The organism is Hyunsoonleella jejuensis (assembly GCF_900111025.1).
Lineage (GTDB): Bacteria > Bacteroidota > Bacteroidia > Flavobacteriales > Flavobacteriaceae > Jejuia > Jejuia jejuensis.
Window position 1 is genome coordinate 1 of record NZ_FOFN01000003.1, and the last position, 21,563, is coordinate 21,563.

Here is a 21,563-nt window from a genome sequence, read left to right on the forward strand (position 1 = left end):
ACGGGGCTCACCTCTTACCATTCCGAACAGAGAAGTTAAGCCCGTTAGCGCCGATGGTACTGCACTTGTGGAAGAGTAGGTCGCCGCCTTTTTTGAATCCCTTCATTAATCTTTAATGAAGGGATTTTTTTATTGAAGTAACTTAGCAAAGCAATTACTAACCTTTAGTTAAAACACCTGACTAAACACTGCAGAATCATTAAATTTGTTCAAAGAATAGGTGTTATTGCTATGAATTACCTTTTTATAAAGGCATACGAAGTATATTTAAAAGATTTGAGAGTCTTTTCATGTCTACGTAGAGAACTATTATTACTTTTTACTTTTTCTGTACTTAATAACACTACACACTTATTGGCGCAAAACAATACCAATCACTGGTATTTTGGAGAGAATGCAGGATTACTTTTTGATTTTCAGAATGATCCACAAGTACTTACTGATGGTGCCATGATTGCACAAAATCCTTGTGCAACTATGTCTGATAAAGATGGAAGCCTTTTATTTTATACAAACGGAACCAATATTTGGAATCGTAATCATAATATAATGGTCAACGGGGCTCTCGTTGGGACACTTGGTACTGGAGGACCAATTATTACGGAGCCTAATATTCTACTTAATGTTATAATTATTCCTGTTACTGATAATCCTGAATTATATTATGTGTTTACAATTACAACGGCTGATGGCTTGAGATATTCAATAGTTGACATGAGTCAGGGTAATGGCTTAGGCGAAGTTACTGTAAAAAATAGAACATTATTACCCGACGGGGGTATAGGAAAACTAACAGCAGTTCATCATTCAGATGGTAAATCTATTTGGTTAATGACCACTAAAAAGAATGAAGATGATGAATTTACTTCGTTTTATTGTTACAAAATAAATACAAATGGCGATATTGGAAGTCCCATAATCACAAATAATGTCTTTTATGAGGGTCTACAGGAAGGCCAAATGAAGTTTTCACCTGACGGAACGAAATTAGCGTGTGCCAATTATAGACCTCAATCTCTTAACAATCATTTATCAGTTTTTGATTTTAATTCGGAAACAGGAGTGGTAAGTTACAAAAGAAATTTGTTAACTTCTTTTGTGTTTTTTGAAGTGGTATCAGCTTTTGGTGTTGAGTTCTCGAATGATTCTAAATTTTTATACGCTACGCTAATTCGTCAGGGTATGTACGTTGAGAACTCTAATGAGTTTCAACCGGAAACTCTCAGAAAAAATTTGCTGTACCAATATGATCTCTCAAATTTCAATCCCCAGCAGAATTGGTTCTCTATTCATGAAGAAATTAACGCATTAACGGCAGCTGGATTACAACTTGCAAAAAATGGCAAAATATATAGGGCCTTAACCATCAAAGACATTCAAGGGATTTCGAATCTAGGAGTTGTTAATAGTCCAGAGCTTTTTGAGGTAGAGGCTAATTATGTTAATAATGCTATCAACTTGGGCTCAACTAAGTCACGGCTTGGACTTCCTACATTTATTCAATCTTATTTTAGAACTCGGATACTTGCAGAAAATGCGTGCCTAGGAGAAGGTATTCCTATGGAAATTGATACCTATGGAGAAATTACAGATGCCATATGGGACTTTGGTGATGGCACTACATCAAATATTGTTAATCCAGAGCATGTATATACTACGGCAGGGAATTATAAAGTAGAGGCAACAATTACTGTAAATAATTGTCCTATAACCATTACCAAAGATTTGAAGATATATGAACTGCCTAACTTGATAGAAAACCAAGAGTTAGTTCAATGTGACGTGGATACGGATGGGATCTCATTATTCAATTTAAATACCATAAAAAATAAAATTACGGATCCTTTGTTCAATGGAGAATTAGTGTTTTTTGAAAACAAAGCAGATGCAGAGTTGAATATACAGCCTATTGTAAATTCTGAAAGTTACACTAATACAATACCAAATCAAGAGGTGTTTGTTAGAGTTACGAACGAAAATGGATGTTTTGAAATTACCTCCTTTTTTATATCAGCAGTTTATGTTGATTTGGGAAATATTACAGAAATGTATGCTTGCGATAGTTCGGATTTAAATCAAAATGATGGATCAGGAGTTTTTCCATTGGGCTTTAAGAAGCAAGACATTCGTCAAGAAGTTAATTTATCCTTGTCTACAGACTTAAAATATTATCCTTCAATAGAAGATGCACTAACGGAACAAAATGAAATAACAGCTCGTTTTTTGACGTCTGAGTCTACGACAATTTGGGTTAGAGCGCAAGAGGAAAATTTAGCTTGTAGTGGGATATCTTTTTTTAAATTAATAGTAAATTCCTCACCAAAAATCAATATTGAAAACGAGTATTTAATTTGCGGTAATCAACCTATAGTATTATCAGGAGATGCTTCTAATGACAGGTATGAATGGATAAATATTGATACTGGAGATTTGATATCGACGCAAAGAGAGTTAAGTCTAAGCCAACAAGGATCTTATCAGCATGTAGCATATAAAAGCGAGAATGGAATAGAGTGTTCGAATACCTTCGATTTTAAAATAAATAGGACTCAACAACCAACTATCAATAATATTGGAGTAAGTAAAATATCTAAAAACACCCATTTAGTTACTGTTCAGATTAATGGCAGAGGTAGTTATGAATTCTCTATTGATGACATTAATTATTATCAAGGTCAAGGTTCTTTTAGTTTTGAAAATATTCCTGCTGGTAAGTATACAGTGTTTGTTAGGGATGTAAATCAATGTGAACCAACAATTCAGGAGGATTTGTATATTTTAGGATATCCAAGTTTCTTTACGCCGAATAATGACGGTATAAATGATTTTTGGACAGTAAAAGGATTATCAGGAATTGAGCTAGAAACAATTATAGTTAAAATTTATGACAGATTCGGTAAAATGATTGCTTACTTGAACAAAGAAAATAATTATAGATGGGATGGCACTTATAATGGTTTTGTTGTGCCACAAAGTGATTATTGGTATGAGGCTATTTTTGAGAATGGAAAAATTAATCGTGGACACTTCACATTAAAAAGGTAATCCTTTAATTTAGTCCCTCAAAATACTCCTAGAAATTACAATTTTTTGGATTTCAGAGGTGCCTTCGTAAATTTGAGTGATTTTTGCATCCCGCATTAAACGCTCCACATGATATTCTTTTACAAAACCATTACCACCATGAATTTGGACGGCTTCTACGGTTTGCTCCATGGCTACTTTAGAGGCATATAATTTTGCCATGGCACTTGATTTATCATAATTGTTACCTGCATCTTTATCGGTAGCGGCTTTCATTACTAGCATTCTGGCAGCTTCAATTTCGGTATACATATCAGCTAATTTGAAAGCTATGGCTTGATGATTGCAAATTTCAGTACCAAAGGCTTTTCGTTGCTTGGAATACTTGATAGCTAATTCATAGGCGCCTTGGGCAATACCTAATGCTTGCGCAGCAATACCAATACGACCTCCAGAAAGAGTTTTCATTGCGAATCTAAACCCAGATCCGTTAACGCCTATTCTATTCTCTTTTGGCACTTTTACATCATTAAATTGTAGTGTATGGGTATCACTTCCACGAATGCCCAATTTATCTTCTTTAGGCCCAACATGAAAACCTTCCATACCTTTTTCTACAATAAAAGCATTTATACCATGAGAGCCTTTATCTCGATCGGTTTGAGCTATTACAAGGTACGTATCAGCTCTACCTCCACTAGTAATCCAGTTTTTTGTACCGTTTAATATATAGTGGTCACCTTTATCTATCGCTGTTGTTCTTTGAGACGTGGCATCACTACCGGCTTCAGGTTCGCTTAGGCAAAATGCACCAACATGTTCGCCAGTGGCCAACTTGGTTAAATATTTTTGTTTTTGCTCTTCTGTACCGTAGGCCTCCAAACCATAACACACCAACGAATTATTTACCGAAACAATTACCGATGCCGAAGCGTCAATTTTAGATAATTCCTCCATAATAAGAACATACGAGATGGTATCCATGCCACTTCCACCATATTTAGGATCAACCATTATACCCATAAACCCAAGGTCTCCCATTTTCTTAACTAACTCATTCGGAAATTCTTGTTTATTATCTCTTTCAATTACTCCAGGAAGCAATTCGGTTTGGGCAAAATCGCGAGCGGCGTCACGAATCATTTTATGTTCTTCAGAAAGGTTAAAATTCATAATTCGTAATTAAAATGTTATTTTGATAAAAAATGTTTACAAATATAGCTTTTTAGTGTGAATTTTTCAATACAGATTATTAAATTTACATTCTATGTTAAAAGATGAATATTATGTAATTGGTGTGATGTCTGGGACCTCTTTGGATGGGCTCGACTTAGTATATGCTCAATTTAAAAGAGGAAGTAAATGGATATTTAATATAATTCATGCCGAAACAGTTTCTTATAATGGGTTTTGGATTGAAACATTAAAGGGTTTGGTAGATAAAACTACTGCCGAATTGGAAGCTATTGATGACAATTACACATTATTTTTAGCTAAAAAGATACAGGGTTTTATTAAAAAGCATGGTATAACTAATTTAGATGCCATATGCTCTCATGGTCATACGGCACTGCATGAGCCCGAGAAACAGTTTACATATCAAATAGGAAATAGAGCTATAATTTCTAAGTTACTGAATCGAAAAGTGGTATGTGATTTTAGAGTGCAAGATGTTGAGCTTGGTGGACAGGGTGCACCGCTGGTACCCATCGGCGATAAATTGTTGTTTTCTGAATACGATTTTTGTTTGAATTTAGGTGGATTTTCAAATATTTCTCTCGATTTTGAAGATAAACGGATTGCCTACGATATCTGCCCTGTAAATATTGTTTTAAATTGTTATATCAATCGGCTAGGTTTTGATTATGATGACCAAGGTAAAAAAGCTTCTATGGGAAGTATTAATAAAGATTTGTTAGTATTATTAAATCAGCTAGAGTTTTATCGTCTGCCCCCACCCAAATCGCTTGGCTTGGAATGGGTAAAATCTAACATATTTCCGTTAATAGAAAAGTATGGAATGGAAGTACAAGATATATTACATACGTTTTGTGAGCATATTGCAATACAGCTCTCAAAGGAGATTAATAAAAAGAATAATGCTTCGGTTTTGGTTACTGGAGGAGGCGTTTATAATACTTATTTAATGGAAAGATTACAGTTATATTCTACCAACAAAATTACTGTTCCAGATAAAACATTAATTGAATTTAAAGAAGCTCTAATATTTGCTTTTTTAGGTGTACTAAAACTTCGCAACGAGGTAAATTGTTTAAAAAGTGTTACAGGAGCTTTAAAAAATCACTCTTCAGGTGTAATTTTTTACCCTTAAATTAATATAAAATTAATCTTCTAAGGTCTCATAGTTTTTTATATTTGTTAGAATAATTTTAAATCACTTTATCATGACTCAACTTTAGCTGCACATTTTTGTTCACAAGAATTGTTACATGTGTTAGTTTAAAATGAATCAAATAAATAAAGATGAAAGAATTATTAGATAAGTTTGAAAATAGAGAACCAGAAATTGTTTTTAATTGGAAAGATTCTGAAACTGAAGCTGAAGGTTGGGTAGTTATAAACTCCTTAAGAGGTGGTGCTGCCGGTGGAGGTACAAGAATGCGTAAAGGCTTAGACATGAATGAGGTTTTGTCTCTTGCAAAGACCATGGAAATAAAATTTACAGTTTCCGGACCGCCCATAGGAGGTGCAAAATCTGGTATAAATTTTGACCCTAAGGATCCACGAAAAAAAGGAGTTTTAGAGCGTTGGTATAGAGCTGTTTCACCACTTTTGAAAAGTTATTATGGTACCGGAGGCGATTTGAATATAGATGAAACAAATGAAGTAATTCCTATTACAGAAGAAAGTGGTGTTTGGCATCCGCAAGAAGGCGTTTTTAATGGGTATTTTAAACCTACAGAAGCGGATAAAATAAATAGAATAGGTCAACTTCGTCAAGGTGTAATTAAAGTTATTGAGAATCCAGAGTATTCTCCAGATGTTTCAAAAAAATATAAAGTTGCCGATATGATTACTGGCTTTGGGGTAGCTGAAGCCGCAAAACATTACTACGATATTTATGGTGGTTCTATTAAAGGAAAACGCGCGATAGTTCAAGGTTTTGGAAATGTAGGTGCAGCAGCAGCATTTTACCTGTCCCAGATGGGTGCAAAGGTTGTAGGCATTATTGATATTGTTGGTGGAGTAATTAATGAAAAAGGTTTTACGTTTAATGACATAAGTCATATGTTTCTTGCTAAAAAAGGTAATATATTGCACGCTGAAAATTTGATTCCTTTTGAAGAAATAAACAAACGAATTTGGGGGTTGCAAACCGAGGTCTTTGCACCTTGCGCCGCTTCTAGATTAATAACAATTCATCAAATAGATGAAATGATTGATAGTGGTTTAGAAGTAATTTCATGTGGTGCCAATGTGCCTTTTGCAGATAAGGAGATATTTTTTGGTCCTATAATGGAGCATACCGATTATAAAGTAAGTTTAATTCCAGATTTTATATCTAATTGTGGTATGGCTAGAGTTTTTGCTTATTTTATGGAACGTAAAGTACAAATGACAGATGAAGCCATTTTTAATGATACATCTGAAACAATAAAAAAAGCTTTAGAAAAAATTTACAAGAAAAGTAAATCTAAAACAGGAATAAGCGCTACAGCATTTGAAATAGCGCTAAACGAACTCGTATAAAAATTAATTTATGGAAGCAGCAATTATTTTGGTATTTGTTATGGGCTATTTGGCCATAACCTTAGAGCATAGTATAAAAATTGACAAGTTAATACCAGCTTTGGTGATGATGGCTATATGTTGGGCACTAATCGCTTTAGGTTTAGAAAGCTTCCCGCAATGGTTCGATTCTGGTAAACATATGTTACTTGAAAATTTTGGGACATTTAGGCATGAAGAAAAGATGCACTTAATGGAAGAAACTCTACTGCATCATCTTGGAAAAACCGCCGAAATACTAGTGTTCCTGTTGGGAGCAATGACCATCGTTGAAATTATTGATTATTTTGATGGCTTCGCTACTATAAAAGGATTTATTAGGACTAAAAAGAAAACCAAAATTCTATGGATATTTTCAGTATTGGCGTTCATTTTATCTGCAATTATTGATAACCTTACAGCAACTATTGTGTTAATTTCTATTCTTCAAAAAATTGTAAAAGACAGAAATATTCGTATATGGTATGCTGGTTTAATAATTATTGCTGCAAATGCAGGTGGTGCTTGGTCTCCTATAGGAGATGTTACAACAACCATGCTTTGGATTGGTAAAAAAGTAACTACAGGTCATTTAATAGGCTATTTGTTTGTGCCTTCGTTATTGTGTATGGTAGTTCCATCATTAATTGCATCCTTTTTACCAGTATTCAAAGGAGAATTAAATATAGTTGAAGATAAAGAGAAAACGAAATCCAGATTTAGTGGTACTATGCTTTATTTAGGTTTGGGAGCCATTGTTTTTGTGCCGATTTTTAAAATGATTACACACTTGCCGCCTTATGTAGGAATGATGTTGTCCTTAGGTGTAGTTGCAACTTTCGCTGAAATTTACAGCAGTTCTAAATTTAGTATGACTGATTTTGACAGTACTGAAAGTGAAATGCATGCACATCATAGCCCTGTACACCAGTCATTATCAAAAATAGAATTACCAAGTATTTTATTTTTTCTTGGTATTTTAATGGCGGTTGCAGCTTTAGAATCTTTAGGAATTTTATTTGGTGCTGCCGATTGGTTGCGAGAAGCAACCCCTCAATTAGGAACAGAGCTGCATGAAGGAGGCGTATCTGATTTGGTAGTTATTTTGTTAGGATTTGGTTCTGCAGTTATAGATAACGTACCACTAGTAGCTGCAAGTTTAGGAATGTTCTCAGAACCTTTAGATCATGAATTATGGCATTTCATTGCATATTCTGCAGGTACAGGTGGGAGTATGTTGATTATTGGTTCCGCAGCTGGAGTAGTTGCGATGGGAATGGAGAAGATAGATTTCTTTTGGTACATAAAAAAAATATCTTGGTTGGCGCTTGCAGGTTTTTTGGTGGGTGCTGCTGCTTTTATGGTAACCAGAACGCTATTTTAAATAAAAGTATTTAGATTGGTATAAAATTTGAAAGATTAGTGTTTTTGCTAATCTTTCTGCTTTTTAAATACGTAAATAGAATTGAAAACTATAAATATTATACTTTAGCAACAAAACACACGTTATACTGTTGCAATTAACCTAAAATTTTATGCTAAACATATTATTACAAGACACCCAAGAGGGTACAGCATTAGCAGATGGGGAATCTGTTGAAAAAACACTTTCAATAATTGAATTAATAAGTAGTGGCGGATTAGCTGGTCAACTTATAATCGCTATTTTGTTTTTACTGCTTATTGTAGCAACCTATATTTATTTTGAACGATTATTTGCTATTAAAGCGGCTTCAAAAGTAGATGCTAACTTTATGAATCAAATTAAAGACCACGTTAGTAATGGGAAAATTGATTCTGCACAAATGCTATGTGCTCAAGTTAATTCTCCTGTATCCAGATTGATTAATAAGGGTATTACACGAATAGGAAAACCTTTAGCTGATATTAATACAGCCATAGAAAATGCCGGTAGATTAGAGATTTATAAGTTAGAAAAAAATGTGAGCGTTTTGGCAACCATTTCTGGTGCAGCTCCAATGATAGGGTTTTTAGGAACTGTAATAGGAATGATATTGGCTATTTTTGAGCTAGCAAATGCCGGTGGAACAATTCAAATGGATACCTTAGCAAGTGGACTTTACACTGCGATGACAACAACGGTAGCCGGTTTAATAGTTGGGATTGTAGGCTATATTGCTTACAATCATTTAGTGGTGAGAACTAATAAAGTGGTATATCAAATGGAAGCAAATTCCTTAGAGTTTTTAGATCACTTAAACGAACCTACTTAATATGGATATAAGAGGAAGAAATAAAGTAACACCAGAATTCAATATGTCGTCAATGACGGATATTGTATTTCTGTTATTAATCTTTTTTATGATAGCCTCTACTTTGGTAACTACAAACGCTATTGATATTTTATTACCAAAGGCTAGTGGTAAAACCGAAAATAAAAAGTCGGTTGCTGTTAGTATTAAAAAGGATTTAACGTATTATATCGACCAGAAAAGAGTAGGTGTAAGTGTTTTAGAAAATGAACTTTTAGCAGCATTGTCAAAAGAAGATAAACCAACAATTGTTTTAAGAGCTGAAAAATCAGTGCCAGTTGAGAATGTAGTTAAAGTAATGGATATTGCTAATAGAAATAAATTTAAGGTGATTTTAGCTGTAAAACCAAATAAGTAAGCTTAAGTTTTCTTCGGAACAACTATTGCGTATACTATTTATATGAAGTATTTAGAAACCAAACACGAACGTAATTCAGCAAAAATAACAGCATTACTTGCTATTATTTTATTGTTACTATTGTTTGTTGTTGGACCGCCTTATATGGATCCTCCAGAAGAATATGGTGTTGCTGTGAACTTTGGGAATTCAGATTTTGGGAGGGGCAATGTGCAACCTAAAAAACCGGTGAAGTCTGAGCCAAAAGTTGTGGAAGAACCGCCACAACCAGAGCCTTCTAAAGCAGAACCTACAAAAGCGGCGGAAGCTAAAGAAGAAGTTCTTACACAAGACAATGCTGAAGAAATAGCCATAAAAAAGCAAAAAGAAGCTGAAGCACGCGCAAAAGCTATTGCAGATGCCAAAGCTAAGGCAGAAGCTGATAGGATTGCCAAAGAAAAACGAGAGCAAGAAGAAAAGAAGAAAAAATTGGACGCCTTAATTGGGGGTGTGAGCAAATCTGAAGGTTCCGAAACAGGAAGTGAGGGTAATGATAACAAAGCAGGTGATAAAGGGCAATTAGATGGAAATCCTTACGCACCAAGTTATTTTGGTGGTCAAGGTACTGGAAGTGGCGGTGTTGGTTATGGATTAAATGGTCGCGGTAGAGCTTCGTTTAAAAGGATAAAACAAGATTGTAATGAGTCTGGATTGGTAATTGTAAAAATTATCGTAGACAGAAATGGAAACGTAATAGAAGCAGAACCTGGGCAACGAGGGACAACCAACACTGCTAAGTGTTTGTTAGATCCAGCAAAGAAAATAGCATTATCTCATAAATGGCCAGCCGATTCTAAAGCGCCGTCTCGCCAAATAGGATTTGTTAGTGTTAATTTCAAATTGAGTCAATAGTTTATGACGTATCAAGATACGCTAGATTGGATGTTTGCGCAACTGCCAATGTATCAACGCCAAGGTAAAACAGCCTTCAAAAAAGATTTATCCAATACTTTAAAATTAGCAGCACATTTAAATCATCCTGAACAAGGTTTTAAATCTGTACATGTAGCAGGAACTAATGGAAAGGGTTCAACAAGCCATATGATCGCTTCGATCTTACAAGAAGCAGGATATAAAGTTGGTTTGTATACTTCACCACATTTAAAAGATTTTAGAGAACGTATTAAGATTAATGGAAAATCTGTAAGTAAGCAGTTTGTTATTGGGTTTATAAAAAGGAATACATCTTTTTTTGAGAGTAACCAATTGTCATTTTTTGAAATGACTGTTGGAATGGCATTTGATTTTTTTTCAAAACAGAAAGTTGATATCGCTGTAGTTGAAGTAGGTATGGGTGGACGTTTGGATTCTACAAATATTTTAACTCCTGAAGTTTCGGTAATTACAAATATTGGGTTAGATCATACGCAATTTTTAGGCGATACTTTAGAGCTAATTGCTGGTGAAAAAGGCGGTATCATAAAACCAAATATACCTGTAGTGGTTGGAGAAACCCAAAAGAAAACTAAACCTGTTTTTGATGCATTAGCAGAAGCTAATACTTCAAAAATAGTATATGCTGACCAGGTAGTTCATGCGGTTTATCCATCAGATATGATGGGGTCGTATCAATCTAAAAATATAAAAACAGCATTTCAAACCATAAAGGAATTGCAGTTAAAAGGCTATAATATTTCAAATAAAAATATTGAACGTGGTTTTTTAAATGTAGTTAAGAATACAGGTTTATTGGGTAGATGGCAAGTTTTAAATGAAACACCAAAAGTTGTTTGCGATACAGGACACAATAGGGAAGGTTTAAGTTACGTGATGTCCCAACTTCAAAAGGAAAAATTTAGGAAACTTCATATTGTTTTTGGAGTGGTAAATGATAAAGATTTAAGTTCGATAGTTGCTTTGCTACCAAAAAGAGCCACCTATTATTTTTGTAAACCAGATATTCCAAGGGGAAAGGATGCTAAAGAATTAAAAGAAGAATTAGCGGTACATCATTTATTTGGAGAAACATATAGTTCTGTAAATGAAGCTTATAAAACTGCCTTTAAAAATGCCGCAAAAGATGACTTTGTTTTTGTTGGTGGCAGCACGTTTGTAGTGGCAGAAATTATTTAAATTTTTCTCAAAAAAGTTTTTGCAGTATTAAAAACTAGATTATATTTGCACACCTATTAATAAGGGCGCGTAGCTCAGTTGGTTCAGAGCACTTGGTTTACACCCAAGGGGTCAGGGGTTCGAATCCCTTCGCGCCCACATCAAGCATAATTCCGATTTGATTTTTCAAATCGGAATTTTTGTTTTGTATAATTACTGAGCTTACTCAAGATGTTTATGAAAAACAAAAATTTTGAAAGGTGCGAAAGCACTTTGAAATTGTATTTGCAGAAGTGGTTTTGTATTTGGGATATGTAATCCCTTCGCGCCCACAAAAGCTTCCATTTCTGGAAGCTTTTTTTCTTTATGCTTTTTTACCACTTCAATTTTCGCTATTTTTAAAAAAATCTCTCGTCTATGAATAGCAGTACTATTAAAGAAGCCTACAAAGAAATATTCAAATCTTATAACAACCCTTCCATAGAACAGCATATTCAAAAAATTATAGAGTTAGATAATTATCTTCCTTTTACATCAACCTTTTTTTGTATCACTAACACCCAAAATTTAAATTTTGAATACGTAAGTAAAAACATGAAGGCCTGTTTAGGATTAGATGAAAGTGATTTAAAAAAAGGGGGTATGCGTTATTTTTGGAGCAGGATGCACCCTGATGATGTTGATACTTGGTTAAAAGCACTTAATGGATTAATGGAGTTCACCTTGAGTGAAATTGAGGTTGAGAAGCGATGTAAAATGACATATACTTGGAATTACAGGCTTAAAAATGGAAATAATGAGTATATGAATATTTTACAAAATACATCGCCCCTAGAGTTTGATAATGACAATAAACCTATAATCGGGCTTGCTCATTATACGGTATTGCACCCAGATGTTAAGTTACAAATTTGTGCATCGGCTAAATTGCTTAATGATAATAACGAATATGAAACCGTTTATTTCAATAATTTCTCACAACAATTACTATCAAATGGCATTAGTAATAGAGAAAGAGATGTTATCAGGTTACTCGTATTAAATTATTCAAGCAAAGCCATTGCTGAAAAGCTAAATATTAGTTCTAATACCGTTGACACGCATAGAAGAAACATTCTTAAAAAGTTAAATTTAACTTCCACAGGAGAACTTATAGGAATGCTAAAAAACAATAAGAACTGGTTGTAATTTGACTTTTGTCGGTATAACTGATATTTTGAACGAAAAGCATTTAAAATACTCAATTTGAGTATTGTATCAATTGAGATGTTTTATGATATTTACATCGCTATTAATTAGTTCTTAGGGAGAATTAAAGAGTGCCCATTTAAAGATATACTTTTTCATGGGCATTTTGTTTTTTAAGTATCTTTGTTTAAATGTCAGTTTTAGGTATTGTATAATTATATACAGGATTATTGTTAGAAGTACTTTTTTAAGTAGGTAACTTCTAAAATAGTAATATTCCCAAATCAGTAAATATAACCAACTTATGTAGCTCTATTGCTTGTGTTTATGGCTGCTAACAATTGTTATTATTAACCAAAACCCAACCGTTTATGAAAAAAGTAGTACTTATTTTAATTTTGTTAATCGTCTCAATACAAAACTATGCACAAAGTTATATAGGGCATTTAGTAGATAATTATTCAGGTGTTCATGGATTGGTTCTCAATCCAGCCAATGTAGTTGACTCTCCGTTCAAGGCCGATATAAATATTATTTCTGCAAGTGCCTTTGGGGGTAGCGACTATTTTGGTATCAATGTTCAAGACGTTATAAATTCAGATGGCGGTTTTGATTTTGATGATGATATTGAAAAATTCCCCAAAGATGACAATAACTTCTTTTTTAATGCGGATATCTTGGGGCCATCGTTCATGTTCAATTTAAATAGAAAATCTAGTATTGGAATTACAACCAGAGTTCGTGCTTTTTTAAATATTAATAATATTAGCGGTGAACTATATGAGAGTTTAGCTGACGGTTTTGATCAAACCAACGATTTTGATATTAATATGAATAATTTTAACGGCACGATACATGCATGGGGAGAAATTGGGCTAACCTACGGTAGAATTTTAATGAAAAATGAGAAACATCTTTTAAAAGGAGGTGTCACATTAAAATATTTACAGGGGGCTGGCGCAGGGTTTTTTAATGCTCCGTTAATTTCTGGACAATATGATGCAACAGCTAATTCATTAACAACTGCCGGTAATTTGAGTTACGGACTAAGTCAAGAAGATTTTGATATTGACGATATAGAATATAAAGACATTACCTCTGGTTTTGGAGCCGATATTGGTTTTACATATCAATGGAATAGCAAAGATAATAGTATTGAAAACGATTCGATAAGAGTTAATTATACGCAATACAAGGTTAAAATTGGAGCCTCTATTACTGATATTGGATCTATAAATTATAAACAAAGCGAAATAACTCAATACAACTTAAATAATACGGTGGATGCTTCTATTTTTGATCAGGATGATACCGAACAAACATTAGAGGATAATTACAGCGGGGTAACAACAGTTACTAGTACAAAACTAAAATTACCGACAGCTTTTCATCTTTTGTTGGATTATAGAATAAAAAATAAGTTATACACCAGTTTTTCAGGGTCTTTTTCGTTGGTAAAAAATAATACAGAAACTGCTAATACTATTATAAATGCTTTTACAATAGCACCACGTTTAGAAACTAAATGGTTTAGTATCTATAGCCCTGTAAGCTTTAGGCAATATGGGGATTTAGCTTGGGGCGCAGGGCTACGTTTTGGTCCATTAATGGTAGGTTCTGGGTCCGTTCTTACCAATTTATTCTCAGACACTTCAAAAACTACAGATGTATATGTAGGGCTTAAGGTGCCTATTTATAGAAAATTAAATAAAACTTTTTAAATCAATTCCAAAACCCGCTCAAGTGCCATACCTCTAGAGCCTTTTATTAAAAACGAAGAATTTTCAATCTCTTTAATAATAAAGTCCTTTTCAAAGTTTGAATAGGACTTATATTTTTTAGCTTTTTCAGAATGAATTTTAGATTTATAAAAATTCTCACCAACAAAAATAACCTTATTAATATTTAAGGAGATAGCTAAGTCGGCAATGTTTTGATGTTCTTGTTTTGCGTCTTTACCTAATTCAAACATGTCACCTAAAATCGCAATCTTATAGCCCTCTTGTTTTTCAAAATTTAAAAGGGCCGCACGCATACTTGTAGGGTTTGCATTATAGGCATCTAATATTATTTTATTGGAGTCTTTTTGTATGATTTGAGAGCGATTATTAGCTGGCACATAATTTTTAATAGCAGATTTTATATCATTATCATTTACTTTGAAATAATTGCCAATTGCTATTGCTACTGCTATATTATTAAAGTTGTAGTCTCCAATTAACTGACTTTCAATTATTAAATTATTGTATTTAGATTTCACGAACGGTAAAGCATCTATAAAGTCTATGGCAACCTCAGGAATATTTTCACTGTAACCGAAAGTAAACGTATTACCGTTTTTAGCCTTTTCAACCTGTATAGGGTCGTTTATATTCAAGAAAATAGTTTTGTCGTGATTTATAAGATGCGTAAACATTTCGCTTTTCCCTTTGATAACACCTTCTACACCACCAAAACCCTCTAAATGTGCTTTACCAAAATTGGTAATTAAACCATAATCAGGAAGCGCAATATCGCATAAAAATTCAATTTCTTTTTGATGATTGGCACCCATTTCTACAATACCAATTTCAGTTTTCTTGGTCATTGAAAGTAAGGTTAACGGTACACCAATATGATTGTTTAAATTCCCAATTGTGGCTGTAGTTTTAAATTTTTTTGATAATACAGCATTAATGAGTTCTTTTGTGGTAGTTTTTCCATTGCTGCCAGTTAATGCAATTATTGGAGTTTTTAGATAGTTTCTATGGTAAGTAGCGAGACTTTGTAATGTTTCAAGAACATTATTAACCAAAATAGTATTCTCTGTTTTAAATTCTTCTTCATCAATCAAAGCATATTTCGCTCCCTTTTCAATAGCTTGTTGCGCATAAGAGTTGCCATTAAAATTATCGCCTTTAAGAGCAAAAAAGAGGTCTCCCTTTTCAATTTTTCTTGTATCAGTACTAACTGAATTACAATTTAAAAACAGGTGGTGTAATGTTTCAATATTCATAAAATAAATGTAAAAAAAAGTCCTGATTTAACATCAGGACTTTTTTAATTTATATTAAAAAGATACTAGCGTATTAACTCTTTTTCTTTTGTTTCATTTTAGATTTAGAACCTACACGAGACATAGCACATCTAAAGCCAATATAATCTGTAGCCATATCCTGTGGGAAGTAACGTCTTTGAGCAGGGTCTAACCAATATTCTCTATCTTTCCAAGAACCACCTTTATAAACTCTTACTTCATCATTAATCAATGACGTTCTAGTGTTAGATTTATCGTATTCTCTGATAATGTTTCCTGCAGAATCTCTCATGATGGTATGCTTAGGAGAGTTGTACATTTTTCTCGTTTCAGAATCATCAGCAGCCTCATCTTCATCTCCTTCCCCAAAACTTTCGAAATAGCGAGAAGAGCGACGATCACCGTCTCTAAAGTTAATATTATCAGCTCTATCAAAGTTTGGTCTTAAATATGTTTCGTTTTCATCAACAGGAACCTTAGCAATTTCACCTGGTAAGTTTCTGGCAACAATTTTTCCATTTGATAACGTATCGTAAACAATCTCGTCTGAAGTAATTACCTTAACAGTACCTTCTTCAGTAATTGCGTTTTTAGTATATACATTCCCTCTATAGTAATTGAAGTCGTTAAATTCATCATCAACAATAGGTCTGTAAACATCAGCCACCCATTCAGCAACGTTACCTGCCATATCGTATAAGCCATAATCGTTTGGTTCATATGATTTTACAGCATTTGTAATGTCGGCCCCATCATCACTCCATCCAGCAATTCCACCGTAATCACCTTTACCTTGTTTAAAGTTAGCTAACTGGTCGCCACGGTACTTGCGCTTTCCAGAACGGGTATATTGTCCATCCCAAGGGTATTTTTTACGTCCGCGGTATAAATTGTAGCTTCTTAATTCACTTAAACCTAAAGCAGCATATTCCCATTCCGTTTCGGTTGGAAGTCTATATTTTGGACCAATTACACCAGTTTCCATTGAAGCATAAACACCAGTTTCATTGCCATCGGCGTCTACTTTAACATTTCTGTTTCTTCTGCCATCGGTATCTCCATTGTCATATGCACTTGGATCTACTTTATATCTATCCGTACTAAAATAATTATCAGGATCTTGTTCACTTAAGGCAATATCGCGATAACCTTCTTTTTGCAAATTTAATTCGTTTACACGGTCTGTACGCCAGTTGGAGTACTCAACGGCTTGAATCCAACTTACACCAACCACTGGATATTCTGCATAAGCAGGATGTCTCAAATAGTTGTCTGTCATTACCTCGTTGTATCCTAAACGGTTTCTCCAAACAAGAGTATCAGGTAAAATACCGTTGTAAATATTTCTGTAAAGTTCATCGTCTGGTGGGTAAAGCTTCTTCATGTAGTCGAGATATTCTACATACATTAAGTTTGTAACTTCAGTTTCATCCATGTAGAATGATTGAACGTGTTGTTGTGTAGGTGTATTATTCCAGTCGTGCATTACATCATCTTGCACACGACCTTTAGTAAATGTACCACCTTCAATAAAAACTAAACCAGGGGCAGTTTCTTGCTCTTTGAAGTTTGTATTGTATTGAAAACCGCCATCTCTTCCATTTATCTGCCATCCTGTTGCTCTAGAACTATTTTTTGAACTAGATGATTTTTTACAGCTAAAGGCCATAACCGAAAGGGCTGCGATTAAGAATACTTTTAATATCGCTACATTTTTCATATTCATACGTTTAAGTAAGCTAAATTTTTGTTTTGGTGCTGCAATATAAGAATTAAACCTTATAGAACAAGCTATTTTTTGCATTTTGACGAAAAAAATATGTATTTCATCCTATTTTCAATGTATTTCGTCGATGATTTTGGCGCTTTTCGCTAAACTATCGCATAGAAATAACGCTACTTTTCATAAATTATTATTGTATTTTTGGAGCAAAGAAAAAAATTGTTGTTTTATTTGATAATATCTACTATTTGTCGACGTTATTTTAGCTCATGAAGAAGAAGTTTCTAGTTTTATTGTTTTTCGTAACCGGTTTAACTTTTAGTCAACAAAAAAGTTTTTCAATAGATTGGAACGGCTCTACAAGATTAACCTTTGGGTTAGATTCTATGGAGTTACCAGCTTTTAATCAGGAAAATTATAGTTACGACTTTAATGCTGGTTTACAATTTATGTCACAGTGGGAAATCTCAAACACAATCAATGAAGGCTCTGCGACAATAACTAATACGAGATATCAATCTATTTCAGAACAAGAGTTATTAGACATAGATAAATCGAAAATTACCAATAGTCTAAAGTTTAGCTTAAAGAATTCTACATCTAGAAACAAGCAATTCGCTTTTTTGGAAGTATCACCAATTGTTAGAGATGAGAATGGAGGGTACAAGAAGTTGGTTTCTTTTCAGATAAATTATAATTATTCATCTTCAACATCAAACAGAAGCTTAAGTTCAAGGGGTTTTATTGGTTCTAAAGTAATTTCAAACTCAGTTTTGAGAACTGGGAATTGGCATAAATTTTATATTGATACTACAGGAGTTTTTAGATTATCTAAGGGGTTTTTGCAGAGTTTAGGCGTAAATGTTAATGGTATAGACCCGCGAACTATAAAAATTTACGGCAATGGTGGCAATATGATACCCTATAGCAACTCAGAGCCTCAACCCTTCGATATTACTGAAAATGCTATAAAAGTAGTGGGGGAACAAGATGGCGTTTTTGACAATGAAGATTATATTTTGTTCTATGGGCAAGGGCCAAAAGGGTATAATGAAGAAAGTAATACGAATATAAATTGTTATACAGATAAAACATATTATTACGTTACAACAGGAGGCACCAATGGTAAGCGAATACAACCAATAATTCAGCCTACAGAACCAGTGGATTTATCTATTGATACTTATCAGGACTATCAATTTCATGAGAGAGACATACACAACATTGGTACTGTTGGCAGGCGTTGGTTTGGAGAACGTTTTAATGTTGATAATGAACAAGAGTTTACGTTTAATTTTCCAGATATTATTTCTTCAGAACCTGCAAGGGTAAGCGTATATGTTGCAGGAGTTTCATCGGTAAATACCTCAATGGAAGTACGTGTAAATGATGTTTTAGAACAGAATTTAAATTTTGGCACTACCAGTAATACAGTAATTGGTTCAGCAGCATTTTATTCAGGAGCGGTGAACTTAACAAGCAGTGATATTACGGTGAACCTAACTTATAACAATCAATCTAATCCAAGTTCTCAAGCTTATTTGGATTATATTTCTGTGGAAGCAACAAGATTACTAAAATTTAACAATAGGCAATTTCAATTTAAAAACAACAACGTAGCCAATAATTCAGGTGTCGCTCAATACAGTATTTCTAATGCATCTAAATTAGCAGAGGTTTGGGATATTACTAACATTTACGATATAAAAAATGTTGAAAATAGCGATGCGGAAACTATATTTAGCTTTACTTCAGAAATGGGTGAAGAGCGAATTTATGTCGCCTTATCGCCATCTGATTATTATCAACCAAAGCTCGATAGAGATACAACAGTAAGAAATCAAAATATAAAAGGCACGATTTTTAATGGCGATAATGGCAGTTTTCAAGATATTGATTATTTAATTGTTGCTCCTAACAACATGATAAATCAAGCTGAAAGACTAGCTGAGATTAATAAAAATCAATATGGTCTCAACGTTAAAGTAGTTGGACTAAAAGAAATATACACAGAGTTTAGCACAGGAAATCAAGATATTGCTGCTATTCGCAATTTGGTAAAATATATTTATGATAATGCTAGTGCCCCAGATAAAAGAATTAAATATTTATGCTTATTTGGAGATGGTTCTTACGATTATAAAGATAGAATTCCCAATAATACCAATATAGTTCCTTCATGGCATTCTTACAGTAGTTTGAATCTCACCAATTCGTTTGTTTCAGATGATTTTTTCGGTATGATGGATGATAACGAAGGTACTATGTCTAATAGTGACCGACTAGATATAGCTGTTGGACGTATTCTGGCAGATACGCCACAAAGAGCAAGAGAATTGGTAGATAAAATTGAGACGTATTATGCTAAAGAATCCTTTGGGCGATGGCGAAATAACTATGTGGTGGTATCTGACGATGTGGATAAAGATTGGGAAGGTATTATTCAAGAAACTACGGATAATGTCGGCAACCTAGTTACTGCAAATAAGCCATTTGTTAACGTAGTGAAAATACATGCAGATTCATTTAAACAAGAATCTTCTGCTGGAGGTGAAAGATATCCAGATGCGGTTGAGGAGTTTTCTAATGCTATAGATAGTGGAGCTTTAGTGGTAAACTATTTTGGGCATGGAGGTGAAGATGGGTTATCCGAAGAGCGCCTTTTAGATATTCCTTCGATAGAAAACTTTAAGAACTTTTGTAAGTTTAATTGCTTTGTAACAGTAACATGCGAATTTACGAAGTTCGATAATCCATTTAGAAAAACTGCAGGAGAATTTACCTATTGGAATAAACAGGCAGGTGCGATAAGTTTAATTACAACTACACGACAAGTTTTTGTTAATTTCGGTATAAACTTTAATAATACCTTGGGGCAATATTTATTTTCGTTTAGTGATAATGATACATACCAAGATTACGAATACCCATCTGCAGCTGAAGCTTTAAGACTAACAAAAACAGACCAAAGCATTGGTTTTGCAGGACAAAGGCGTTTAGTGTTTTACATTGGCGACCCTGCTATGAAATTAGCTTTTGCAAAACCAAATATTCGTTTAACAGAAATAAACGATGTACCTATTGCTCAGTCTACCGATACTTTAAAAGCACTTAGTAAAATAAAGTTTGCTGGAGAAGTTACCGATGTAAATGGTAATCTATTGAACAATTACAATGGAATAGTATCTACTACGATCTACGATAAGTTTATCGACAGAAAAACTTTGGCTAATGATGGTATCACAAACGGAGGGGAACTAGTAGTGATGGATTTTAAGACACTCGGGCCTATTGTATTTAGAGGGCAAGCTTCAGTTACAAATGGTCGATTTGAATTTGATTTTGTAGTACCCAAGGATATTGCCATACCTGTAGGTCTGGGAAGGGTAAGTTTTTATGCAAAAAACGAACAATTGTCTGAAGATCAATCAGGTGGAGATGTTGCCAATATTAGAATTGGAGGCGTTAACGAAAATGCCGAAGTAGATAACATTGGTCCAGTTATTACACTTTACATGAACGATGAAAACTTTGTTTCTGGGGGCATAACAAACGAATCGCCTACACTTCTTGCGAAGTTAGAAGATGCAAATGGCATAAATACCGCAAGTGGTATCGGTCATGATATATCAGCGATAATTGATGGTGATGAGACAAATCCTTTTATTTTAAACGATTATTACGAAACAGAAGTAGATGATTACCAAAAAGGAACCGTAAGTTTTCCGTTTAGAAATTTAGAACCCGGGTTGCACACGCTAACATTAAAAGCTTGGGATGTTTACAATAACTCGTCAACAGCTGAGATTCAATTTATAGTGTTTGATGAAAATCAGGAATTGGTCATCAATAATGTATTGAATTATCCAAATCCGTTTGTTAACTATACAGAATTTTGGTTTAATCACAATAGTTCGGAACCTTTAGACGTTTCTATACAAATATTCACGGTTTCTGGAAAATTGGTGAGAACGTTAAACGGACAAACATCTGGAGGTATAAAAGCAACAAGTTCTCTATCTAAAGACATTGTTTGGGACGGAAGAGACGATTTTGGTGATAAAATTGGAAAAGGTGTTTATGTTTACAAGCTAACCGTAAAATCTAATCTTCTCAATAAGAAAGTGGAGAAGATAGAGAAACTTGTGATACTGTAATAAA

At 33.9% G+C, this 21,563-nt stretch carries 14 protein-coding genes, 1 tRNA gene and 1 rRNA gene; 13 read left to right on the forward strand and 3 right to left on the reverse strand.

All coding sequences use genetic code 11. The features are described 5' to 3' along the window. Positions 1-92, forward strand: a 5S ribosomal RNA gene (gene rrf, locus BMY39_RS10045); the annotation flags it as partial. Positions 93-231: 139 nt separating this feature from the next. Next, positions 232-3,045 carry a T9SS type B sorting domain-containing protein gene (locus tag BMY39_RS10050; protein ID WP_092579244.1) on the forward strand — a complete coding sequence of 938 codons (2,814 nt, stop codon included), beginning with the start codon at positions 232-234 and terminating at the stop codon, positions 3,043-3,045. Positions 3,046-3,054: 9 nt separating this feature from the next. Here BMY39_RS10050 and BMY39_RS10055 read toward each other — a convergent pair whose 3' ends face one another. Beyond that, positions 3,055-4,197 carry an acyl-CoA dehydrogenase gene (locus tag BMY39_RS10055; RefSeq protein WP_092579246.1) on the reverse strand — a complete coding sequence of 381 codons (1,143 nt, stop codon included), beginning with the start codon at positions 4,195-4,197 and terminating at the stop codon, positions 3,055-3,057. A gap of 94 nt (positions 4,198-4,291) precedes the next feature. Between BMY39_RS10055 and BMY39_RS10060 the strand changes: the two genes are divergently transcribed. From BMY39_RS10060 to BMY39_RS10105, 10 genes are all read left to right on the forward strand, one after another. Continuing rightward, positions 4,292-5,356, forward strand: coding sequence for an anhydro-N-acetylmuramic acid kinase (locus BMY39_RS10060; RefSeq protein WP_092579248.1), 1,065 nt, complete (start codon positions 4,292-4,294; stop codon positions 5,354-5,356). 152 nt (positions 5,357-5,508) lie between these two features. Next, on the forward strand, positions 5,509-6,735 hold the full coding sequence (locus tag BMY39_RS10065; RefSeq protein WP_092579250.1) for a Glu/Leu/Phe/Val dehydrogenase dimerization domain-containing protein: 1,227 nt from the start codon (positions 5,509-5,511) through the stop codon (positions 6,733-6,735). 10 nt (positions 6,736-6,745) lie between these two features. Then, positions 6,746-8,137 (forward strand): sodium:proton antiporter NhaD, encoded by a 1,392-nt coding sequence (nhaD, locus tag BMY39_RS10070; RefSeq protein WP_092579252.1) that lies wholly within the window; start codon positions 6,746-6,748, stop codon positions 8,135-8,137. A 151-nt stretch (positions 8,138-8,288) separates the two neighbouring features. Further along, entirely contained in the window at positions 8,289-8,987 is a 699-nt protein-coding gene (locus BMY39_RS10075; RefSeq protein WP_092579254.1) for a MotA/TolQ/ExbB proton channel family protein, read from the forward strand. A gap of 1 nt (position 8,988) precedes the next feature. Beyond that, positions 8,989-9,384 (forward strand): ExbD/TolR family protein, encoded by a 396-nt coding sequence (locus BMY39_RS10080; protein WP_092579256.1) that lies wholly within the window; start codon positions 8,989-8,991, stop codon positions 9,382-9,384. A gap of 42 nt (positions 9,385-9,426) precedes the next feature. Continuing rightward, positions 9,427-10,275, forward strand: a complete 849-nt coding sequence (locus BMY39_RS10085) for an energy transducer TonB (RefSeq protein ID WP_092579258.1) — start codon at positions 9,427-9,429, stop codon at positions 10,273-10,275. Positions 10,276-10,278: 3 nt separating this feature from the next. Continuing rightward, complete coding sequence (locus tag BMY39_RS10090; protein ID WP_092579260.1) at positions 10,279-11,496, forward strand: bifunctional folylpolyglutamate synthase/dihydrofolate synthase; 1,218 nt, start codon at positions 10,279-10,281, stop codon at positions 11,494-11,496. 63 nt (positions 11,497-11,559) lie between these two features. Next, a tRNA-Val gene (locus BMY39_RS10095) sits at positions 11,560-11,634 on the forward strand. 258 nt (positions 11,635-11,892) lie between these two features. Beyond that, on the forward strand, positions 11,893-12,663 hold the full coding sequence (locus BMY39_RS10100) for a helix-turn-helix domain-containing protein (protein ID WP_092579262.1): 771 nt from the start codon (positions 11,893-11,895) through the stop codon (positions 12,661-12,663). Positions 12,664-13,034: 371 nt separating this feature from the next. Continuing rightward, positions 13,035-14,384 (forward strand): DUF5723 family protein, encoded by a 1,350-nt coding sequence (locus BMY39_RS10105; RefSeq protein WP_092579264.1) that lies wholly within the window; start codon positions 13,035-13,037, stop codon positions 14,382-14,384. On the opposite strand, the gene BMY39_RS10110 is transcribed toward BMY39_RS10105, so the two are convergent. Together BMY39_RS10110 and gldJ are read right to left on the reverse strand one after the other, a co-directional pair. Continuing rightward, the gene (locus tag BMY39_RS10110; RefSeq protein ID WP_092579266.1) at positions 14,381-15,658 is read right to left on the reverse strand and encodes a UDP-N-acetylmuramoyl-tripeptide--D-alanyl-D-alanine ligase; all 1,278 of its coding nucleotides are present in this window, start codon (positions 15,656-15,658) and stop codon (positions 14,381-14,383) included. The two genes, BMY39_RS10105 and BMY39_RS10110, sit on opposite strands and share 4 nt — an antisense overlap. Before the next feature lie 73 nt (positions 15,659-15,731). Further along, positions 15,732-17,405, reverse strand: coding sequence for a gliding motility lipoprotein GldJ (gene gldJ, locus BMY39_RS10115; protein WP_092580241.1), 1,674 nt, complete (start codon positions 17,403-17,405; stop codon positions 15,732-15,734). A gap of 266 nt (positions 17,406-17,671) precedes the next feature. Between gldJ and porU the strand changes: the two genes are divergently transcribed. Then, positions 17,672-21,559: a type IX secretion system sortase PorU gene (gene porU, locus BMY39_RS10120; protein WP_092579268.1), complete on the forward strand. Its 3,888-nt coding sequence runs from the start codon at positions 17,672-17,674 to the stop codon at positions 21,557-21,559. Positions 21,560-21,563: the final 4 nt, after the last annotated feature.